12 protein-coding genes are annotated in these 23,077 nt (G+C 44.1%); 11 read left to right on the top strand and 1 reads right to left on the bottom strand.

The window, feature by feature from the left end:
* Nucleotides 1-47 precede the first annotated feature (47 nt).
* The 10 genes from FM019_RS04030 (at nt 48) to FM019_RS03980 (ending at nt 17,362) form a co-directional block, all read left to right on the top strand.
* Nucleotides 48-2,315 carry a polysaccharide lyase 6 family protein gene (locus FM019_RS04030; protein ID WP_143834614.1) on the top strand — a complete coding sequence of 756 codons (2,268 nt, stop codon included), beginning with the start codon at nt 48-50 and terminating at the stop codon, nt 2,313-2,315.
* Nucleotides 2,316-2,322: 7 nt separating this feature from the next.
* The gene (locus FM019_RS04025) at nt 2,323-4,542 is read left to right on the top strand and encodes an alginate lyase family protein (protein WP_143834613.1); all 2,220 of its coding nucleotides are present in this window, start codon (nt 2,323-2,325) and stop codon (nt 4,540-4,542) included.
* 11 nt (nt 4,543-4,553) lie between these two features.
* On the top strand, nt 4,554-4,898 hold the full coding sequence (locus FM019_RS04020; RefSeq protein WP_143834612.1) for a cupin domain-containing protein: 345 nt from the start codon (nt 4,554-4,556) through the stop codon (nt 4,896-4,898).
* 4 nt (nt 4,899-4,902) lie between these two features.
* On the top strand, nt 4,903-6,213 hold the full coding sequence (locus FM019_RS04015) for an MFS transporter (protein ID WP_143834611.1): 1,311 nt from the start codon (nt 4,903-4,905) through the stop codon (nt 6,211-6,213).
* Nucleotides 6,214-7,149, top strand: coding sequence for a sugar kinase (locus FM019_RS04010; protein ID WP_143834610.1), 936 nt, complete (start codon nt 6,214-6,216; stop codon nt 7,147-7,149).
* A gap of 108 nt (nt 7,150-7,257) precedes the next feature.
* Nucleotides 7,258-7,875 carry a bifunctional 4-hydroxy-2-oxoglutarate aldolase/2-dehydro-3-deoxy-phosphogluconate aldolase gene (gene eda / locus FM019_RS04005; RefSeq protein ID WP_143834609.1) on the top strand — a complete coding sequence of 206 codons (618 nt, stop codon included), beginning with the start codon at nt 7,258-7,260 and terminating at the stop codon, nt 7,873-7,875.
* A gap of 66 nt (nt 7,876-7,941) precedes the next feature.
* Nucleotides 7,942-8,943 (top strand): polysaccharide lyase family 7 protein, encoded by a 1,002-nt coding sequence (locus FM019_RS04000; RefSeq protein ID WP_143834608.1) that lies wholly within the window; start codon nt 7,942-7,944, stop codon nt 8,941-8,943.
* Nucleotides 8,944-9,228: 285 nt separating this feature from the next.
* Nucleotides 9,229-12,258, top strand: a complete 3,030-nt coding sequence (locus tag FM019_RS03995) for a TonB-dependent receptor (protein WP_143834607.1) — start codon at nt 9,229-9,231, stop codon at nt 12,256-12,258.
* 255 nt (nt 12,259-12,513) lie between these two features.
* The gene (locus FM019_RS03990) at nt 12,514-16,695 is read left to right on the top strand and encodes a VCBS domain-containing protein (protein ID WP_143834606.1); all 4,182 of its coding nucleotides are present in this window, start codon (nt 12,514-12,516) and stop codon (nt 16,693-16,695) included.
* A gap of 481 nt (nt 16,696-17,176) precedes the next feature.
* Nucleotides 17,177-17,362 (top strand): hypothetical protein, encoded by a 186-nt coding sequence (locus FM019_RS03980; RefSeq protein WP_143834605.1) that lies wholly within the window; start codon nt 17,177-17,179, stop codon nt 17,360-17,362.
* A gap of 365 nt (nt 17,363-17,727) precedes the next feature.
* Here the strand turns inward: FM019_RS03980 and FM019_RS03975 are convergent, their stop codons facing one another.
* Nucleotides 17,728-19,233, bottom strand: coding sequence for a polysaccharide lyase family 7 protein (locus FM019_RS03975; RefSeq protein WP_143834604.1), 1,506 nt, complete (start codon nt 19,231-19,233; stop codon nt 17,728-17,730).
* A 576-nt stretch (nt 19,234-19,809) separates the two neighbouring features.
* Between FM019_RS03975 and FM019_RS03970 the strand changes: the two genes are divergently transcribed.
* Nucleotides 19,810-22,764, top strand: a complete 2,955-nt coding sequence (locus FM019_RS03970) for a TonB-dependent receptor (protein WP_143834603.1) — start codon at nt 19,810-19,812, stop codon at nt 22,762-22,764.
* Nucleotides 22,765-23,077 lie beyond the last annotated feature (313 nt).

Here is a 23,077-nt window from a genome sequence, read left to right as displayed (position 1 = left end):
AACACAACGTTTTGTTCATTTGACGAATAGAATGTAGAGAGTGAATTATGCGTTTAACAACTAATCGTTGGACAAATATTTGTTTGCTGCTGATGTCCTGCTTTACAGCAGAGCTGGTGGCCAAGGAATATTTGGTAGACAGTAAACAAGCGTACAAAAAAATTGCCTCTAACCTCGTCGCTGGCGACAAAGTTGTGCTTAAAAATGGCACCTGGACTGATTTTGAAATTTTGCTGGTCGGTCAGGGCACACAACAAGCGCCAATAACTCTAACAGCCCAAACAAAAGGTAAGGTTATCCTCTCTGGACAATCGAACCTTAGGTTAGCTGGACAGTATCTCATCGCATCTGGTTTGGTATTTAAAAACGGTCATACGCCAAGTAGTGCAGTGATCGAGTTTCGTCGTAATAAGAATGATTTTGCCTACCATTCCAGAGTCACTGAAGTGGTTATTGATAACTACAATAATCCTGACAAGCAGGAATCAGATTACTGGGTTGCGCTATATGGTCAACACAATCGATTCGATCACAATCATTTAGTGGGTAAACGCAACAAAGGTGTAACAGTTGCCGTTCGCTTAAATAGCGAAAACAGCCAACAGAACTACCACATAATTGACCATAACTATTTTGGTTACCGCCCTACTTTTGGCTCAAATGGGGGAGAAACGCTGCGGATTGGCACCAGTCATTATTCGTTAACCGATTCTTTCACACTGGTAGAAAATAACTACTTTGAACAAACAAATGGTGAAGTCGAAATCATTTCGGTGAAATCAGGTAAAAACACTCTTCGTGGAAACGTGTTTTATGAGGCGCAAGGTACACTAACCATGCGTCATGGCAATGGCAACATTATCGAGGAAAATGTCTTCTTTGGTAACGGCGTCGAGCACACTGGCGGCATACGCGTTATCAACAAAGACCAAATTATCCGTAACAATTATTTAGAAGGCTTAACCGGGTACCGTTTTGGTAGCGGATTCACAGTTATGAACGGTGTGCCCAATTCGCCTATCAATCGCTATCATCAAGTAGAAAATACCGTCATTGAAAACAACACTTTTGTTAATGTTCAGCATATTCAATTAGCTGCAGGCAGTGACGCAGAGCGCAGTGCCGTGCCAATTAGCAGTGTAATGAAAAACAACCTGTTTATTAATGAGAACAACCAACAGCCGTTTACAACCTTTGATGATGTCAGCGGCATTAAATTCAGTGGCAACGTAGCCAATACCAAAGTTCTTCCTGAACTCAGTTATGGGGTAGAGCAAAAAGCGCTTCCCCTTAAGCGTACCGACAATGGACTTCTGTACCCTACAGGTGGAAGTAAAAACGTCGGTGCAAAGCCTGGCCTCAAAGTGCTATCCAAAGCGGATACCGGCGTAAGTTGGTATGAAAAGTCACCTGCTTTGGTAGCCTTTGATGCTGGCGTTACACATGCAGTTAATGCAAGTGCAGACGCACTTCTTGCTGCAATAGCCGATGCCAACTCCGGTGATGTGCTGGAGTTGGCAGATGGCCAATACGATATTCCAAAGCTGGTCAAAATAGATAAAACTGTGACTATTCGGGCGCAGAACAAAGGTCAAGCTACTCTTACCTATGAACGTTCAGCATTGTTTGAAATACATGATGGTGGAAGTTTAAAGCTTGATGGCTTAGTCATTTCAGGTCAAAGCAGCCCGGACTCTGCAGGCAACAGTGTGGTTCGTACGCAAAAATGGGGTATGGTCGAAAACTATCGTTTACTGGTCACTAACTCTGATTTGATTGACTTAAACGTTAACCATTCGTTTCACTTTTTTGTGACTGGAAAAGGTGCTTTTGCAGATGAGATAACCCTTCTTAATAACCATTTTTCCAATGTCAGTGGTGATATTTTGCGACTTAACAGTGAAATTGAAGATCTTGGGATTTATAACGCCGAATACGTCACGCTAGAAGGAAATACCTTTGAAAATATAGAAGGTGCTGTCGCAAAAATCTATCGCGGTGGAACCGACGAAAGTACCTTTGGGCCGCATTTGCTTATGACCGATAATACCCTTAAAAATGTCGGCGCAGGGAAACGCAACAAAAGCGGTGCCAGTATTTTTCTACACGGTGTTCAGGTAACTAACATTCAGCAGAACGTTATGCGCAATTCGGCCGCTATCAAAATTGAGCACACGGTTGGTGAACCAAAGACGGCTGTCGTCTCTAACACATTTAAAGCCACCCCAAATCCTGAGGTTAAAGAGCTTCGCGTATCAGGGCCTCACACGGCGCTAATCAAAGACAACAAGCAAGACAATAGTGCTGGGAGATAGACAAAAGATGGTTTCTTTGAGATATCTAACCCTAGTCGCAATCCTCATAGCGGTTAGCGTTATCGCTGATTTTTCAATTGGCGCGCAAGCTGCTCATCCTAACCTGGTGATCACGAGTGAAGACGTAGTAAAGATGCGTCAGGGGATCGCCGAGAAAGGTCGCTTCGCAGACGCATTCTATGTACTAAAAGCTAAGGTTGATGAGCAGTTGGCATTACCAATAGTTGTGCCAGTGCCGAAGGATGGTGGTGGAGGCTACACTCACGAACGCCACAAAAAGAACTATCAGTTGATGTTTGATGCGGGAATGGTTTATCAACTAAGTGAAGATACAAAGTACGCAGATTACGTGCGCGATATGTTGTTAGAATATGCCAAACTCTATCCCACCATTGATGTTCACCCCAAGCGAAAAGTCAAATCGCAAAATCCCGGTAAGCTATTCTGGCAGAGCCTAAATGAAGCGGTTTGGTTAGTGTATACCATCCAAGCCTATGACCTGATTTATGACTCGTTGGATACTTCACATATCAACACCATTGAGCAAAACCTGTTGCGACCTGTTGCGTTATTTTTGTCAGAAGGACAACCTTCAACTTTCAATAAAGTACACAATCACGGCACTTGGGCGACTGCCGGTGTTGGCATGGCAGGCTATGTGATGAGTGAACCCGAATGGGTTGAAAAAGCCTTATATGATTTGGAAAAATCGGGGGAAGGTGGCTTTCTCAAACAACTGGACGAACTCTTCTCACCTCAAGGTTATTACAACGAAGGCCCCTATTATCAAAGATATGCTTTGATGCCATTCGTGACGTTTGCAAAAGCAATCAACAATAACGAAGCGCATAGAAATATTTTTCAACATCGAGACGGCGTTTTACTGAAAGCCATCGATACGACTATCCAGCTAAGCTACAACGGCCTTTTTTACCCCATAAATGATGCGATCAAAAGTAAAGGTATCGACACGATTGAACTGGTCCATGGCGTAACTGTAGCGTACGGGCTGACGGAAGATCCGGGCTTTTTGGATATCGCACAGCAGCAAAATCAAATCATTCTTTCTGGAGATGGTTTAAAAGTAGCGCAAGCTCTGGATCAAGGGTTGGCTAAACCCTATCAGTTTCGATCCGTAGCCTTTGGTGACGGCAGTGACGGTAAGCAAGGTGCATTGGTGATTATGCGCAGTCAGATGGGTGGGGAAAAAGCAGTATTGTTTAAACCTGCCGCGCAAGGCCTGGGACACGGTCACTTTGATAAACTCACTTGGCAGTTTTACGATCAAGGCCAAGAGATTGTCTCAGATTATGGGGCTGCTCGTTTTTTGAATGTAGAAGCGAAATTTGGAGGTCGATATCTTCCAGAGAATAAAAGTTACGCTAAACAAACGGTTGCACATAATACTGTCGTAGTCGATGAAACCAGTCACTTTGGTGGTGATGTTGAAATTGGCAATCAAAACGCTCCAACGCTTAATTTTTTTGAATCTAATGCATTTGGTTCGGTAAGTAGTGGCGAGATTAACACTGCTTACCCCGACGTCAAGCTAGAACGCACGCTGGCGCTTGTGAACCTGTCAGAGCTTGAAACCTCCATTGCAATCGATTTGTTCAGTGTCGAGGCCGAGGACAAACATCAATTTGATTTACCGCTTCACTACCTAGGCCAACTTATAGAAACTAATTTCAAGATAGCGGCAAACACAAGCGTGCTTAGTGCATTAGGTGAAAAAAATGGCTATCAGCATCTGTGGCTAAAAGGCCAAGGTAAACCTGAAAGTGGGTTAGCTAAGGTGTCGTGGTTGAATGAAAACGGCCGCTTTTATACCCAATCTAGTTTAGTGACAGGTGATGAGTCATTTTTATTCACCCAAATTGGGGCGAATGATCCTAACTTCAATTTGCGTAACGAACAGAGCTTTATACGCCGAGTTACAGGTAAAGGCCAACACCAATTTATTTCGGTGTTAGAGCCCCACGGCGAATACAATCCAAGTAAAGAATTTACCTTAGATGCGAGTAGTAAAATTACTGATTTGCGCGTAACGCATCAAGCAAAGCTGACATTAGTGGAATTGCAAATAGCGGGACTAACCTATCTGGTAGCAATCGATAAAACTGATGTTTCGTCTTCAGAAAACAGCCTGAATCGCTCGTTTTCCTACCAGCAAAAAACCTTTTCACTGAACGGTCGACTAGCCGTCCATGTGTTGAATGGTCAATAGGAGTCATCAAGATGCAAAAACAAAGTGAACACTTTTTATTTGGCAACGAAACTGAAATCGAGGATCTTGGTGGTGGTTTAAAGCGTCAAATGCTGGGTTACAACCACGAATTGATGGCTGTCAAAGTCTGGTTTGATAAAGGCGCAGAAGGCTATGTACATAAACACCGTCACTCCCAAGTCACCTACGTTGAAGCAGGTGAGTTTCACTTTAATATCGATGGCGTCATTAAGGTATTAAAGCCAGGGGATAGTTGTTTGATCCCTCCGCATGTTGAGCATGGTGCTGTCAGCCCAACTGGCGGGATCTTAATCGATACCTTCAGTCCAGCTCGTGAAGACTTCATAGAGGAATAATATTGTGAAAATACAAGGTTTACGTTGGTGGGTTATTGCATTGATTGCGCTCGCGACGATTATCAATTATGTCGATCGTCAGTCGCTGAGCGTTCTTTGGCCTGATATTGTTGAAGAACTTTTCCCCGATGAGTCCGCACTTGAGCGCAAGCAAATTTACGCAAACATATCGATTGTATTTGTGTTTGCCTATGCGTTTGGACAAGCCATATTTGGTAAGATTTTTGATTGGGTTGGCACTAGAATTGGATTTGCTTTGTCGATTGGCGTTTGGTCTCTGGCGACGGTTGCGCACGCATTTGCACAAGGCGTTCTGAGTTTAAGTTTTTTCCGAGCGATCTTGGGTGTCGCTGAGGCTGGAAACTGGCCAGGTGCTGCCAAGGGTAATGCTGAATGGTTTCCCACTAAAGAGCGTGCCCTGGCACAAGGTATTTTTAATTCGGGCGCAGCCATCGGTGGCATTGTTGCTATACCGCTTATTGCTTTTCTAACGGTTTACATGAGTTGGAAAATGGTCTTTGTTGTCGTCGGTTTAGTTGGGTTTCTATGGCTAATACCATGGATGATTTTGGTGAAAGCTCCTCCGGGTAAGCACCCGTGGATCACCGAAGAAGAGCGCGAATATATTCTAACGGGCCAACGTCGTAGTGATACACCTGAAGGAGAAGTCGAATCTGAAGAAGATGAGTACAACCCTCCCACGTCAGAATTGCTTTCAAGGAAACAAAGCTGGGGAGTGATCATCGCTTCAGCAGCGATAGACCCAATTTGGTGGTTATTTGTTTTCTGGATCCCTATCTATTTAAACGAAGTTTATGGCATGGATGTCAAATCCATTGGTATCTACGGCTGGGTTCCCTATGTCGGAGCTATGTTCGGAGCCTGGTTTGGCGGCCTGTTGGCGCAAAACCGTCTCAAGGCGGGTTGGAGTACAGACAAAACTCGTAAATTTATCATCACTCTTGGGTGTTTAATCATGCTGCCGTCTTTACTGGCAATGGCCAATCCGGGCGAGCCGGTCGTAGCAGTGCTTATCATGGCGGTTATTTTGTTTGGTTTTCAAACGGCGATTGGCAACGTTCAAACACTTCCAAGCGATTTACTTGGTAAAAAGTCTGTGGGTACCTTGGCTGGCTTTGCCGGAATGGCTGCCAAACTAGGTGCAGTTGGCTTAACCTCGCTAGTGCCTTTTTTAACAGCGGACGGGAATTACACACCAGCATTTGTCATCGGTGCTTCTCTGGCCATTATTGCTATGGCAGCAGTATGGCTGCTTATCCCAAAAGTTGAACCGTTAAAAAGCCTGAGTAAGTAGATGAAAACCATTTGTTTCTTAGGCGAATGCATGGTTGAACTCAGGGCCAATGACGAGGACACCATGCATCAATCGTTCGCTGGAGATGTATACAATTCTGCTGTTTATCTAAAGCGTTGTTTCGGGGATGTTTCTACAGCCATTATAACGGCTGTAGGGCAAGATGGGTTAAGTGATAAAATGGTAAATCGTTTTAAATGCGAAAATATCGACCCCCAGTTTGTTTTCAAACATCCTAGCAAAGCTCCAGGTATTTACCTGATTGAAACAGACGAGAAAGGCGAACGGAGTTTTACCTACTGGCGAAGTGACTCTGCCGCTAGAAAAGTCGTTGAATTCATAGATGACAAAGCGCTAGAGCGGCTTTTAAAAGCAGATATGTTTTTCTTCTCAGGCATTTCATTGGCTGTAATTGAAGACATTGCACGAGAAAAGTTTTGGCAAGTACTAGAAAAACTCAAACTCGCTGGAGTAAGAGTGGTATTTGATCCTAATTACCGTGCAAGACTTTGGAATAGTGCAAGCGAGGCTAAAGAGCAGTTTGACAAAGCCTTTTCTATGGCAAACATCGCACTACCTGGCGTTGAAGATTTTAAAGAGCTTTATGGCATCAACTCTGCTCAAGGTGTAGTGGAGTTTTGTCAACCGTTTCAACTAGAAGAATTGATTGTGAAAAATGGCCCAGAATCAGTAATCAGCTATTCGCAAGGTGCTCTGCTTAGTCATGATATTGTTCCAGTTACCAATGTTGTTGATACAACATCAGCAGGTGACGCGTTTAACGGAGTTTATCTTGGTTCACGGCTGATTGGTCAACCAATTTCTGAGTCGATTCAACTAGCCGCTATTGCAGCAGGAACGGTTATTCAGCATCCAGGTGCTATCGCGCCCAAACAAGCTTTTATTGACGCCATGTCAGCGGCTAACCGGCAGTAACCAGGCGTAGTCTAAACCAAAGATCAAGCATATAGCCGAAATATTTTCGTATTTAACGAGACTAAAAATAGCTGGTCTCATCATTAACAATTTGAGAGAAACATTACAATGACTCGCTTTTCTGAATTCATGTCAGGACAAACTCTTCTACCTATTATTCAAGCAAACTCACCGGAACAAGGTGTTCACATCGCCAAAGCAATGGCAGATGCTGGACTAGGGTTGGTCGAAGTAGTACTGCGCACAGAAGCTTCTCTAGAAGCCCTTTCGGCAATTAAAAAATCAGTTCCTGAACTCAAAGTTGGCGCGGGTACAGTGATTAATTCACTTATTCTCAAACAGGCGTTAGATGCCGGATCAGATTTTATAGTTACTCCCGCAGTATCGAATACATTGTTAACCGAATTAGCGAGTTGTGGTGTACCTGTGCTTCCCGGAGTGTCGAATACAGGTGAAATTCTTATGGCATCAGAATTTGGCTTTGAAGAGCTAAAACTCTTCCCGGCATCATTATCAGGTGGAGCACCATTTTTGTCTGCTGTGTCATCAGTATTTCAATCCATTAAATTTTGCCCAACAGGTGGGGTGAATAAGCAGAATAAAAACGACTATTTGTCATTGAGCAATGTATTTGCCGTTGGCGGAACCTGGGTGGCGGCAAAGAGTTGGGTCGAACAGGAAAATTGGCAGGCCATTACTGATGCTTGCATTGAGGCAATCAAATAAAGCATGTTAATTTTTGGTGGATGATTTGAGTTCACCTAATACAACAGGTATTTAAGAGGACATCAGATGAAACAATTAATCAAAGTGCTTAGCAACACGACTGTTTTGAGCAGCCTTTTGATGTTCACTTATTCAAGTGAGGCAATTTCAAGCGATACTGTTAAAGTTCCAGCAACACATAATGGGTTAGCACAAGGGGTATTACTCGGTGATTTTAGTAAACTTGATCCGACCAAAAAGCCTGGAGAAAACTTCGACCTACTCGACTGGAGCCTAACGCTTCCAACCGACATAAATAAAGATAAAAAAGCCGATACCATCTATGAAAAACCATTGGATGAAGGGTTTCAATTGAAGCCGTTTTTTTATACGGCCGATGATGGAGGAATGGTGTTCGCATGTCCAAATGTTGGTGCAAAAACTTCTAAAAATACCAAATACGCCAGGACTGAACTGCGTGAGATGCTGCGCAGAGGAAATACTCGAATAAAAGCGCGAGGCATGACGAAGAATAACTGGGTATTCGGGGGCGCACACGGCTCAATGAAACGCAAAGCTGGTGGCATCGAAGGTAGTTTGCAGGCGACTTTAGCGGTAAACCGCGTATCTACTACCGGTGACGAAAAAATGGTTGGGCGCGTCATTATCGGGCAAATTCATGCAACGGATGACGAACCTATTCGTTTGTACTACCGAAAATTACCAGGCAACACCAAAGGCACTGTTTACTTTGCGCATGAAATAAATGGTGGTGATGATGTCTGGGTAAACATTCTTGGTTCACGCTCTCACACACTCCCCGATCCGGAAGACGGTATTGCTTTGAACGAAATGTTCTCATACAAAATTACCGTAGAGGACGAAGTGTTGTTTGTGACTCTCATCAGAGAAGGTAAGCCAAATATTACCAAGCACTACGATATGAAAGAAAGTGGCTATAGTGCTGGTAACCAATTTATGTACTTTAAGGCAGGAGTATATAACCAAAATAATGGCGGTGCCGATGGTGATTACGTTCAAGCCACTTTTTATCACCTTCATAATACGCACAAAGGCTATAAATTTTAATCATACTCCAGGGTCAATAATGTATTGCCTCAGTTCAGGTAATTGACTGACCAAATAGACACTTGTTCCCAATCAAAATCTGCTTTAGCAAGGATGTTAAAGCAGATTTTTCTTTTTTCAGTTACAACTTGTTATATTGGTAATCATTATTGGTAACAAAAAGGTTAACAATTGGTTGATATATTGGTTTTAATTGAGTATATTCAAAAATAACAAATGCATAACATAAAACTAACAGGCGATTCTCAATCACATGCTTGCACACAAAACAACGGAGAACTCGATATGTCGTTGATATCAGGGAAACAATCAAACCCAAGCCATCAGGAAGAACAATTCAGGCTTACACCTGTCGCTAAATTGGTAAGGGCTGCAGTGATAGTCTCAGCAGCTAGCTCATTTGCATTTTCTGCATCGGCACAAGAAGCTGAAAATGAAAACGTCGCGGATAGCGATGTTGAAGTGATTAACGTTGTGGGCACCCGTAAAACGATTCAAGATCAAATTGCTATAAAACGTGAAGCTACCTCTGTGGTTGACGGTTTATCCGCTGAAGATATTGGTGATTTACCCGCTCTTTCAATTGGTGAAGCACTGGAATCAATTACTGGCGCTGCGTCTCACCGTGAAAATGGTGGCGCTACTGAAATCACAATTCGTGGTTTGGGTCCTTTTTTAAGTGCAACACACATCAATGGTCGTGAAGCAACTAATGGTAGTGGTGACCGCTCGGTCAACTTCTCTCAATTCCCGTCGGAGTTGATGAAGAAAGTAGCTATTTACAAAACCCAAGACGCATCAATGATTGAGGGTGGTGTAGCGGGTGTGATTACCCTTGAAACACTGAAGCCGTTAGATTTTGGAAAGCAACGATTTCAAAGTGAATTGAAACTGAATTACAACCCTGATGAGTCAAATGTTGAGAACTCGCTACAAAGCGACTTGGGCTATCGTGGCACGATAAGTTATGTCGACCAATTTGAGTTCGATAACGGTCAAGCGCTTGGTTTGACCATAGGTATACAACGTCAAGATATCAGCCAGCCAGAAGCGGAATACCGCAGTTCAAGCCCTACAGGTTCTTCGTTATGGGCATGTTTAAATGATCCAGCAAATACTAACGAGGGCTTTTTCCGCAGCTCAGCGGGCGACTGTGAAGATCAGGTTAATGGAAGTAGTAACCAAGGTTATGAAACTGACATCGATCCTACTACAGGGCGCGCTGAAAGTGCGGGTACACCCTACGCATGGACTGGCTCGAGCCGGAGCTTCCGTCAAAACGAAACATCTGATGAAAGGGATGCGTTATTTGTAGGTCTACAATTCCGACCATCTGAAAATTGGGATATCAACTTTGACGCCCAGATATCAGATCGAACACAAGCAGAAGCACGTCATGACTTACTCTTCCTACAAAAACGTGTAACGCCGGGTATAACTGGCCAAAATCTCATTACCAATAGTGTGGGTGGTATTTTACATTGGGAAGGTGAGGAGCGTTTTGAATCTGCTGGCGAGCAGTATTCTCGCGAAGAGAACTATCGTGGGTATGGGTTAAATGTTAAACATTTTGCCACTGATGATTTAACTATCAGCGCAGATTTCAGTTTCTCTCAAACAAAACGAGAAGAATTACAAATCACTAACCGAGGCAGAACGTCTGGTCGTCCCTTCTTTACTTGGGATTTGGGTGAACACATTCCTCACTTAACCGTCACTGATTTTGACGTGACCGATATTTCTAACTTTACGGACAGCTTACGAACTCGCATCGACCGTGAAAACGTAAGAGAAAATGAAGTTGTCTCTGGCCGTCTTGATTTCGAATACTTGTTAGGTGGTGACACCATTAGCAGTATTCAGGGCGGTGTCCGTGTGTCTGAGCTTACGTATTTGCAGTTCGGAGGAAGCAATGGCAATGGTTCAAGAAATACGTTTACATTAGACGAAGGTGTAACTTCAGCCATCGACGTGCTTCAAGGTTGCCAAATTGACTTCCCTGAATCTGATTTCTTATCGACAGTTTCCGATGGCGATATTATCACCCACGTCAATAGCGAAGGGGCGGTTGTTGATAGCGGTACAGGCTCTTCTTGGGCAACATACGATAACGTATGCTTCTCCCAAGCATTGGTCGCGTCTCAAGGTGGCGAGTTTGGCTACCCAGAAGTGGAATATGAAAATGCCGGTACTATCGATGTCACCGAAGAGACTACCGCTGCTTATTTCATGGCCAACTACGACACAGAAATGAAGGGTATGCCGGTTCGCGGTAACTTCGGGTTGCGCGTGGTCAATACAGAAGTGACATCGGTTAGCTTCAGGCAAGGTTTTGATGTTGTCACTGATGAACTTGGCATAGTGTCACTGGCAACAAATGATTCAATTGAACGTATTGTTGGTGGCGGTGAATACACCGAAGTACTACCCAGCTTTAACCTGGTTGTTGACTACTCTGAAGAGGTCCTGTTAAGAGCCGGAATTTATCGTGGTATGTCTCGCGCAGATCCCTCTGACTTGGGTTTCAGCCGCACGTTCCAAACAGATGATGAAGTTGCGCCTCAATCCATTGCTGACCTATTAGTGGGCGTCAACGGTTCTGGTAATCCAGACACGCAACCATTGATGTCATGGAACTATGATGTGGCGTTTGAATGGTATCCCAACGAAGATTCAATCGTTGCTGTGAGCCTATACTACAAACAGTTTAACGGTGGTTTCCAACAACAAACAGTACTTGAAAACTTTACAGTTGATGGTGTTGACGTTGCATTACCTATTACTAACTCTGTCACCACTGACACTGAAAGTGATCTTGTGGGTTTAGAGGCCTCTCTTGCATATCGTTGGGATAGCGGTATAGGTATTAAGCTAGGCTATAACTATGCAGACACAGATTTCGAGTTTGAAGACAGTAATTACGGTGATACCTTCGTTACCGACCTTGATGGCGTTACTACTCAACTAACAGAGGGCATTATCCCACCAGGAGCTGTTCCTGGGTTCTCCGAGCATGTGTTCAGTGGCCAGGTCTATTACCAAGTTGGCGACTTTGATACAGCGCTTATCTACAAATACCGTAGCGAGTATTTCCAACCCTACACAAGTAACGGCACACGACTGCGCTTTGTTGATGAAGTGGGTGTTTGGGAAGCGCGTGCTTCATACAAAATTAATAAAAACATTCGTGTAAAAGTTGAAGCGATTAACTTGTTTAGCGCGCCTCGCTCTGATGACTTTTATGTTCAGGGTAATTTAGGTCAAGTGAGTGACTACGGTCCTCGTTTATTCGCAGGTATTAGCTTCAAATATTGATCGGAGTTAGGGATTAGTTGGCACAAACAAAATCAATCTAAAGCCCGCAGACCCTATCGAGCGGGCTTCACCCTTTTTGAATCGGTTTGTGCGCTCTAAATCTAGCTATAAAAATTAAAAATAATATTGGTAATACCAAAAGTGTTGGAAGCACATTTTTGTCATACCAATCAGGTTTACATAATGTGCGCATTTACCACTCATAGCCGGTAACTTGGCAGCATATTAAAACTGGAACTTTCAGGAGTAGAAAGCATGGTTAAGAAGTCACTTATACCCATCATCGTTGCGACGGCCTTGGTTGGTTGTGGTACTGATGATAACGCTGAGTTGGAAGGCAATAGTCGCGGTAGCATAACAATATCCGGTGGCGATTTTATTGCAGGATCTACACTCTCTGCATCGGTTACTGATGCAGATGGCATTCGAGCAGATTCCATCAGTTATGCTTGGTCCACAGGTGCTACAGGTACAACTTACACAATTACCGAAGCAGATGAAGGCTCAGTAATATCCGTTTCTGCTAGATACACTGATGAAGCGGGCTTTACCGAAGGCGTCGGTGCATCGACGACGGTTGTACTTCCCACATTAGACGTTACTGCCAGTGTAGTAAAAGGACCTGTAAGTGGCGCTAGCTGTGAAATCTTTGCAGTAGGTGACGATGGCGTTGCTATCTCTCCCGCACAAGCCACAGCGACTTCTGGTGACACAGGTAGCGTGACATTTAATGATGTTCACTTTGAAGGCATGGGTTTAGTGTCATGTTCTGGCGGTACTTATACCGATGAATCGACAGGTGAAACACTTGATGCGCCGGTGCTGCGCAGTGTGGTTGACGTTGTTGAGAATCTAGTTGGCGAAGAAGGCGAGTTACTGCCTCCTCCGTCATATGTAGTCTCTCCACTGACTGAGATGGCTGTTCAGGCATCAGGCTCTGATCTGAATGGCTTCTCTGATCAAGCAACCGCCATTAACCTTCGTTTTGGGATTCGTTTTGATACTACAAAAGTTTTGCCAACTGAGATTGGTGCTGTTGCACTTGGCGCTGAAGGTGCCGCGGATGCAGACAGGTACGGCTCTGCTTTAGCACTTTTATCACAACTAGATGCCGACGACGCAGACAATGACATGGCAGCTCTAATCGCAAGTGTTGCCACTGACTTGGCTGATGGCGCGTTTTCAGAAGCCAATTTAGCATTACTCGAAACTGCACAGACCAATTTACAGACAACTTCAGCAGTTGCTGGTGATGTAGATGAATCTTTGCTTGACGTGATTGGCGCAGCCATTGGTTACAACAATGATCCTGTAGCAGCAATTATCGAGGGCGTCCTAAGCGGGACTGTGCAAAATACAGCAATAGATCCCTTGACTGGCACAGTGACAGTTTTGGATCCTAACTTTGAAGAAGACGCCATTGTGGCTCAAACCGATGTCGTACTTGACTATGGTACTTTTAGTATTAGTGCTGATGGAAATTGGTCGTACACCGTTGATGTCGCAAATGAAACCGTTGCTAACCTTGAAGTGGGTAATTCAGTAAGAGATTCAGTGACAATTGCATCAATTGACGGCACGACAGCCGAAATTGAAGTTCGTGTCGCAGCGCTTACCCAAGTAGTTAAGATTTCTGATATTGGCGGTGATACCGGTGAAATTCGATTCAGCGTAGACAATTTACGTCAAGGTAAGCTTAGCGCTTCGTTTTCTAAAGAAGAGGCACTGGGCAGTGACGGAAATATCAAAGATGCTTACATCACACTGTACGGTACTTCTGGCAGTTCTAGCGAATCTCTAGTAGATCTTCGTATTCAAGGTAATCAAACAGACTCTGAAGGCAATCCCATTGCCCCTCGCTTCTTTGTTCGAAATACAGATAGCGAAGCATACCCTGGCACTATTGTTACCGCACCATTTGTTGAAGAGCAGTTTTACGATGTTGAAATTACCTGGGACTTAGATGCTGCAGAGCAAATCACCATAACTATTGATGGTGAAGTTATAGGTGGTGGTTCGTTCTCAACTGCAGCAGTTGTTGATTCCGATTTCACTGATTTAGATCAGTGGTTTGCAGAAGGTATTAGAACCATCCAATTCCGTTTCGGTGATAACGACAGAACGATCCCTTTTGGTTCTTACTATGTTGATAACATTGCAGTGTATTCAGATACGGCGGGCACAGTTCGTGTCTTTGCTGATGACTTTGAAAATTATGATGTGGGTGAAACCCTTGACGGCGATACGAGTTCCTATAGCCTAGCGATTTATTCAGAGGTTGTTGTTTTTGATGTTGGGGATGGCGAAGCTGAACCGACTCCGGCAACTTTCCTTGATTTAACAGGAACTATTGCAAGTGACGAAACCACAGCCACCGGTACGGTAAGTGTGTTTGACCCCGACGAAGGTGAAGCTTTTGTAATTAGCTCAATGCTAAACGGTACTTACGGCTCATTAGACATTATAGAGGATGGGTCATGGACCTATACTCTTGACACCACTGATGCCACCATCGCTGCACTTGTAGTGGGCGAGCGTGAAACAGATATGTTTACTATTGAGTCTATTGATGGCACAACAGCCGAGTTGGTGGTAACAATTAATGGAACTGTTGTAGTAGAAACGGGGGCAAATAACGTTGCCAGAATGGCTGATACAACAACGTCAGCCGATGCTGAGTTACGTTTGACAACGGATCCACTTGACGAAGGGTCTATTTCTACAACTCTCAAGATACAAGCAATTTCTGGCTTCACTGCTACACCGGGTGTTGACGAAGATAATACCGCTTACATAAGTGTATACGGTGGGTCTGCTTCTTCAGATAACCTAACGGGTGAAATTGTCTTTAGCAATGGCGCTGTTAAGTATCGTGATGCATCAAAATCTCAGCAAACCATTGATGGCTTAACGTATGCGGATGATACTGATATTGATGTCGTGATTGATTGGACTGCAACAGGTTATTCTCTTTCAATTGATGGCGGTGCAACCTTCTACGGGCCTTATGTAGCGATCAATACAGGGACAGCCACAGAAACGTATCAAATCCGTATTGGTAGCTCTGCGAAAGAGTCTGCAAAAGAGTTATTAGCTGATGATATCGTGGTTGCTGATGCAAACGATACAGCAGTTCTGACTGAGGACTTCGAAATTTTTGCTGATGGTGAAGATTTAAGTACTACTTATTCAAGCTCCGCTGAAGCAACAGTGAGGACCCTCGCCGGAACAAGTGTAGACAAAGTTGCCAGAATGGCTGATACAACAACATCAGCCGATGCTGAGTTACGTTTAACAACGTCGGCACTTGATGAAGGTTCAATATCAACCACAATTAAAATACAAGCCATTCCTGGATTTGTAGCAACCCCAGGTGTTGACGAAGACAATACCGCTTATATAAGTGTATACGGTGGGTCTGCTTCTTCAGATAACCTAACAGGTGAAATTGTCTTTAGTAATGGCGCCGTTAAGTATCGTGACGCATCAAAATCTCAACAAACCATTGATGGCTTAACGTATGCGGATGATACTGATATCGATGTTGTGATTGACTGGACTGCAACAGGTTATTCTCTTTCAATTGATGGCGGTGTAACCTTCTACGGGCCTTATGTTGCGATCAATACAGGGACAGCCACAGAAACGTATCAAATCCGTATTGGTAGCTCTGCAAAAGAGTCAGCAAAAGAGTTATTAGCTGATGATATCGTGATTGCTGATGCTAACGATATGGCAGTTCTGACTGAGGACTTCGAAACTTATGCTGATGGTGAGGATCTAAGTACTACTTATTCCAGTTCTGCCGAAGCAACGGTTACTACACTTGAGGCAACGAGTGCAGACAATGTGGCTAGAATGGCTGATACAACAACATCAGCCGATGCTGAGTTACGTTTGACATCGTCGGCACTTGACGAAGGGTCTATTTCTGCAACCCTTAAAATACAAGCCATTCCTGGTTTTGTAGCGACCCCGGGTGTTGACGAAGACAATACCGCTTATATTAGCGTATACGGTGGCTCCGCTTCTTCAGATAACCTAACGGGTGAAATTGTCTTTAGCAATGGCGCCGTTAAGTATCGTGACGCATCAAAATCTCAACAAACCATTGATGGCTTAACGTATGCGGACGATACCAATATTGATGTAGTGATTGATTGGACTGCAACAGGTTATTCTCTTTCAATTGATGGCGGAGCAACCTTCTATGGGCCTTATGTTGCGATCAATACAGGGACAGCCACAGAAACGTATCAAATCCGTATTGGTAGCTCTGCAAAAGAGTCAGCAAAAGAGTTATTAGCTGATGATATCGTGGTTGCTGATGCAAACGATACGGCAGTTCTGACTGAGGACTTCGAAACTTATGCTGTGGGTGACGATCTGAGTACTACTTATTCAAGTTCTGCCGAGGCAACGGTTCAAGAAGACTAAAATCTATTACCCCTAGATTCATATCTTACACACCGTGTTTAAAATGCCGCTTATTAACAAGCGGCATTTTTTATATCCCCATCTCACCAACAAACATCGTGTCCGTATGGCAATCGTTACATATCTGGCAACGGTTCGCCGCGATGCAAAAGCGTGTACATCAGATAATCGAACGGTACGAGACCATTGGCTTTTGCTGTCTCGATAACTGAGTAAAGCACCGCGTTGGCGTTTGTACCAATAGCGGTTTGTGAAAGCGGTACAGCATTTTCTCCAGCCCGAGCTATAGCAACATTTAATGAAGTCCACTTGGTAGGTATAGGTTTAATATAAGGATTATGCTGAAATTCAAGACACTTTGAGTCACAAAGCCGCGCAAGTCGGAGCTTTTTTGTTAGTAGATATAGATTTTGAAAACATGTTGGCAAGGAAATTGATTGTCTAATGGGATAATTCCATTACACACAAAAAATTGACGCTTATGAAACTTCCCACAAAAAGCCTAATTTCAAAAATCGAATCTTTGTCGGCACAAATGACTCCGGAGCAACTGAGAGATTTTTTAGATGTTCTCGATTCTATGGCGATCATGGTTAAAGAGGCCAAGTCTATGTCGCCAACACCAGAAAGCCCGGATCTAAGTGGGTTTAAAGTAGCGTTGCATTAATCGATTACCGCTTCCTTCTGACTTCATGCTGGTGAAGGCCGGAATCTTTTATTTGTGAGCACGTATTTCAAACAGATCTCCGCCAAGAGCCCGCGGAGATGACGCTTTCTATAGGGCGGTGATGGAGTTTTCTATAGGGTGGAGACGACGCTTTCTATAGGTCGGAGATGACGCTTTCTATAGGGTGGAGGTGACGTTTTTTAGTGGAGTGATATGGTTAATTGTTTGAAAGGGAGTGTTTACTCATTAATGTCTTCCCAGCTTCTTGACGAAATTAACTTTGCTTCCTGCCAACATCAAAGAGGCTTCCTGCCGACGTGATCCTGGCTTTTTAATAAAATCATTCGGACGAAGTCTGTTATCTCTTATTCACTTGCACCGTAACCGGTGTGGCCATTTCGAATCTCGTAGAAAGTGGCTTGCGCATACTCTTCCGGATCACTTGAGTTATTGACGTGATAAACCCCTACTTTAAAGTATTGATACTGGCTGGGATCATCATACAGACTGTCTGACATGTCGAAATTACCCACAACGTCTGGTTTTCCCTCTCGACTGATCGTCACCGTGAGTAAGTTCACGTCAACATTGATGTGATAACTGAACTTTTCATCTAGGGCAATACCGTCTGTGGGGTTGCTGGCACTATTGCTTCGTGAGCCAATTAGCTCCACGTAAGCTTCATCACTCCCTTCGACACGACTTTCATGGGCAAAATAGATTGAGCCCAGTGCGTTTCCTGGCAGCTTACGATAATAGAGTCGCACTGGCTCATCGTCATTGGCGTGTATCTGGCCAATAATAACTCGCCCTATCTGGTAATTCTCGCCTGTGGTCGTGACTTGATTTACCGCAAGGGTTACATGTAGGTCGCCGTCTACACCTCCAGCATCATCTTGCGCACTCTGAGGTGCACTGCCAAAAACCCAATTGTTCTTGTTCACACCTTTAGTGCTGATGGAGCGGTCACCCCTGCGCAACATCTCACGCAACTCAACGCGCACGTAATTAGTATTCTGTGATGTTTTAAATCCATAGCTGGGTGAGCGCATAACAATGCCGTTATCTGCCGAGGCATAAAAATACTCAGAATTGGTGTAGCCAGCAGCAAGTTCGGTTTCAGATATTGAATCTGCAGTACCGCTGTTGTCTTCATCAGTCGGTACACTCAAGTACCAATCTACCAATTCGATCCCAAGCTCATTGGGAAATTTATTACTGAACTGCCCAGTGGCCTCGCTGCAACTATGCACTTCGACTTCAATGATCCCGTTGTTGTCGTCGACACTATTTCCATCTGCAATGATTTTCACATAACGTCCTTCGGATTCGTCTAGTTGCACTAGCTCAAAACCGCTGTGTCGCCCACTTGATTCCCCTTGAACTAGCACTGGCAACCATGTTGAATTGTCAGTTGATGTTTCAACTGAAAAATTAGAGATTCGGTCTGCACCTTTGTACCACTTAATTGTCAGGGCGCCGACCGTTTTGATATTACCTAAGTCTAATACTAATTCCTTAAATGGACCGTCGCTTGACCATCGCGATGCCGATTGGGAGTCACCATCAATGGCGTTTGAGGGAGAAAAATTTAACTCAAAGTTGCCGTCATCAATGACAGAGTTTACCCCATGGATGGTATTGATACATGTTTGCGGTTGTTCTGCGGGTGGAGGAACTGGTGTAGTTGGAGTGCTTGGCGTAGTAGGTGTCGTCGGCGTGCTCGGTGTAGTAGGAGGGCTCTCTGGAGCTGTGGGTAATACAGATTCTCTTCCACCACCACCTCCGCAAGCTGCAATAGTCAAAGCACTCGCTATGGCGAGAGGCAAAATTCTAGAAGACCGAGCCCGCCTCGGTAGATGAAAATCCATTGCTATATACCCTCTATGTTGTAACTGGCAGTCCCACACAGAGCATGTTGAGTTGAATACGCTCGCTTTGGACACTGATTGTTTACTCTATCCAGTCGTTCGATAAGTGGGTTTGCCCCAACAATATCAAAATTTGTTACGCAAAGGTTATCCAAATGTCGGTATATGGTCAACCAAATATTAAGATTGTTAGCGAGCGATTTTCATTCGTTAAACTTAAATCGCGTGTAAAGAAAGATTTTGCTCATAGACGTTTATGGTGAATTAGTGAAGTCACGCTGAGGTTATAGATTGGCGCGGGCTTTCGTTAACCATTTGAAATTATTGGTTTAAATTTTATTTCGGTACTTGCAAATGCCCATTGGTAATAACAAATGTTAAATTATCACGATTAATGTTATTACCAAAAGGTTGACCTTTTTGGTGTTTGGTTGTAAATATATAGTTAATGCTTTGTAAGTGCATCTGGCGCAATTTGTAAAGGGTGACAGTTGCCAAATTGGGTTTTTAGACACAGACCGTTTTCGAAGTAACGGAACATTCACGCACAATCATTAAAAACACACAGGACAAACTATGGGACACAAATTATCAAAAATTGCAGTGGCGGTGCTTTCAGCAACCACGCTGAGTATTGCAGCACAAGCGCAAGATGCTCAAAGCGGCGCTGACGAATCCACAGAAATCATCGAAGTCACAGGAATTCGTAGCGCATTAACTAACGCCCTTGCCGAAAAACGATCGGCGAACAATTTAATCGAAGTTATTCAGGCTGAGGATATCGGTAAACTCCCCGATCAAAATTTGGCTGAAGTGCTTGAAAACATTACAGGTATCCAAATCACCCGTTCTGCGGGCGTTGGTACCGGCGTGCAAATACGTGGTACTAACTCAAATCGCACAGAGATAAATGGTGTATCAACCGTTGGCTCAGGAGCTGGTCGCAGTGGTATTGATTTTGAAGACGTATCTGCATCAATCATTTCAGGTGTTGAAGTGGTTAAATCACCAGAAGCGAAAACGATTGAAGGCTCAGTGGGTGGTACTATAAACCTTAGGACAATTCGACCACTGCAATTGGACGAAACTTTGTTAGCCGTTAGAGTTCAAGGCGAGGATAGTAGCCTCTCTACCGATGGTGTTACGCCAAGAATATCGGGCACATGGGGCGACAATTGGAATACCGATAACGGTAGGTTCGGTGTTGTGCTAAGCGCAAGTTATTCTGAACAAGATGTCAGCGCGTTTCGTCCTCGTGTAGACCGCGACAATGTTGTCACCTCAGATAGCGGCTCCGCTAGTGCCCAGAGCTTCGATTTCCTACCGATTCAATTTCTCAATCAAGACTATGATAACTTTGAATATGAAACCACAAATATTGTCGGTACATTGGAATGGGCACCTAACGACAATACTCGGCTTTGGTTTGATGTAGTTATCAATGATCAAGATCGCAGGGAAGAAAGTTCAAGAGTTCAAGCGTCCGGTGTCAGCAGTCTCAGAGGCGTTTCAGTTCCCGATGAGTTTGAAACGGTTAACTTTGGTTCTTTAGATGGTGTTGAACTTGGTAGTATTCAGGCTGCGCTTCGGGGAGTCATTCCAATTGATTTGGCCAGTGATGACGACGATCCAAATCTTCGTTTTTCTAGTGACACCAATTCACGGGTCACTGAAAGTGAGATATTCCGCATTGGTGGTGAGTGGCAAGGAGATCGTTTAAATGTCTCTGTTGAGGCCTCTTCTTCTAGCTCAGATTCGAGTAACCCGCGGGTTAACACTACATTGAACTTTATTAACCCCAACGCTCCACTTGATGAAGGTGGCAGCAACGATAACAGTGTACCTTTTGAGTACGATCTTACTGGCGGTTCATTAGCCTTTGGTATTGCATTTGATTCGCCTATGGCGCCTACACCGGCCCAACTGCTTGATCCGAACAATGTCGTGCTAAGAGACGTGCAAGCGGCTAACGACATTACTGAAAACTCTGAAGATGCGTTTCGTACCGACTTTACATACGATTTGAATTGGTCTGTCATCACAACGGTAGATTTCGGATACCGCTACAACAAAAGCACCAGCACTACTGATCAAGTTCGACGTAATCTTGGGTTAAGAACGATGGAAGACAGTCCAAGAGGCTCGTTGTTTGCTGATATTCTTGCACCAGGGCCAGATAATTTTGGTGATGCAGATGGTAGAAGCCTTTTTGTTAAAGACTTCCTGCTTGTTGATCCAGAGCAAGTTGCTTCTGATCCAGATCGAGTGTTCAGCACTCTTGCTCAAGCCATCGAAACACACGGAGGATCAAGGCCCCTGGAAGAGCCAACTTCAGAAGTAGCGGCTTTCTTTGACATTGAAGAAGAAACCGATGCGTTGTATGCGCAGGCAAATTTTGAAACGGAATATGTTAGAGGTAACTTCGGGTTACGCTATTTAGAAACTGAAGTAACATCGTTAGGCAACTCTATTACCGAAGATGCCGATGGCAATGATGTGGTAACACAAGTCACAACCACTGGTGATTATGACTTCGTTTTACCGCGAATTAATATCGTTGCAGATGTAACTGATGATGTCGTTGTTAGGGCAGCCTGGGGTAAAGATATTCGACGCCCTGACTTTGACGAACTATCTACGTCAGTGACGTTTAGCACCAGCCCAAATCCTCCAGTACAAATCGGTAACCCCGGTTTAGTACCTGAAGAAGTGACGTCATTTGATATTTCTGCCGAGTGGTATTTTGCTGAAGCAAGCGTGGTAAGCATTGGTTTTTTCCATAAAAAACGTACCGACCTGCACGTAACTCAACAAGTCAATCCGATTGAAGATCCAATCACCGGATTTCGTGACCTGACTGCGCCGTGCGAGGGCGGTGGGGTTTTCAACCCAATTGCTGACGTAAATGTATTTGGGCCAGAAGGAACTCCTCCAGGTGTGTGTGTACCCTCTTCAACGACAATTAATGACACTGGAGAAACCACCCAAAAAGGTATCGAAATTGCCTTTCAATATGACCTAGCTGGCTTTGAAGATGAGTTAGGTTGGGCATCAGGTTTTGGTATTCTTGCTAACTACACCAAGCAAGAATTCTCCGGTGGTGAAGCGGTAGATAGCGCAACTAGTCGAGCTAGCGCGGTATTCGCAGCGACAACAGGTGTTGCAGATATTGATGTGACGGCGGTGCAACAACTCATCGATCTATCTGAAAACGCGTATAACTTTACGCTTTACTACGAGAAGCATGGTCTTTCCGCTAGAATGCGTTATACATGGCGCGAGGCTTATCGTTCCGATGATTTTGGTAGTACTACCAGCTTCCCATGGGGCTTCCCTGTGGTTCAAGACGATAGAGGGCAACTTAATGCCAGCGTCACTTACGATGTGAATGAACAACTAAACGTGGGTATTGAAGCGGTTAACTTGACTGAATCTGATGTTGACCAATATTGTGTTAACGAGGGCGCTTTGTTGTGCTTCCAGGGTTTGACTGACCGTCGAATCACATTCGGTGCAAGTTATCGATTTTGATCTCTGAAGCTTTGCTCAGACAATTAGCCACTCACGCTGTGAGTGGCTATATTGAAGTAGCCTAATGTTGTCTGAAGAATGTGCAAAGCAAGCTGATTGGGCTTGCTTTTTAGTTCAGTGTTAATGAACAAGAAAATAGATTGTCAATCGACAGCCAGGTATTATTTTAAAGTGATAATATGCAGTTCGGTAAGGTTTAGTGCGAAAACATATTTACGAAGTAAAATTTGGTAAGATTGTGTTGATAGTTTCGGTTCAAGATTGGCCTAGCACACTGTGATGGTATCGATATCCAACCAAGTGATAATGATTA

Origin of the sequence: Aliiglaciecola sp. M165 (assembly GCF_007197995.1) — a bacterium.
In the GTDB taxonomy this organism is placed as follows: Bacteria; Pseudomonadota; Gammaproteobacteria; order Enterobacterales; family Alteromonadaceae; genus Aliiglaciecola.
This window is presented reverse-complemented; position numbering and strand designations above follow the sequence as displayed.

What these genes read in the sequence shown, in the direction of transcription:
- FM019_RS03995 (WP_143834607.1), top strand. Translation starts at nt 9,229, where the DNA reads ATGTCGTTGATATCAGGGAAACAATCAAACCCAAGCCATCAGGAAGAA.
- FM019_RS03975 (WP_143834604.1), bottom strand. Translation starts at nt 19,233, where the DNA reads ATGGATTTTCATCTACCGAGGCGGGCTCGGTCTTCTAGAATTTTGCCT.
- FM019_RS04010 (WP_143834610.1), top strand. Translation starts at nt 6,214, where the DNA reads ATGAAAACCATTTGTTTCTTAGGCGAATGCATGGTTGAACTCAGGGCC.
- FM019_RS04025 (WP_143834613.1), top strand. Translation starts at nt 2,323, where the DNA reads ATGGTTTCTTTGAGATATCTAACCCTAGTCGCAATCCTCATAGCGGTT.
- FM019_RS04030 (WP_143834614.1), top strand. Translation starts at nt 48, where the DNA reads ATGCGTTTAACAACTAATCGTTGGACAAATATTTGTTTGCTGCTGATG.
- eda (WP_143834609.1), top strand. Translation starts at nt 7,258, where the DNA reads ATGACTCGCTTTTCTGAATTCATGTCAGGACAAACTCTTCTACCTATT.
- FM019_RS03980 (WP_143834605.1), top strand. Translation starts at nt 17,177, where the DNA reads ATGAAACTTCCCACAAAAAGCCTAATTTCAAAAATCGAATCTTTGTCG.
- FM019_RS04000 (WP_143834608.1), top strand. Translation starts at nt 7,942, where the DNA reads ATGAAACAATTAATCAAAGTGCTTAGCAACACGACTGTTTTGAGCAGC.
- FM019_RS03970 (WP_143834603.1), top strand. Translation starts at nt 19,810, where the DNA reads ATGGGACACAAATTATCAAAAATTGCAGTGGCGGTGCTTTCAGCAACC.
- FM019_RS03990 (WP_143834606.1), top strand. Translation starts at nt 12,514, where the DNA reads ATGGTTAAGAAGTCACTTATACCCATCATCGTTGCGACGGCCTTGGTT.
- FM019_RS04020 (WP_143834612.1), top strand. Translation starts at nt 4,554, where the DNA reads ATGCAAAAACAAAGTGAACACTTTTTATTTGGCAACGAAACTGAAATC.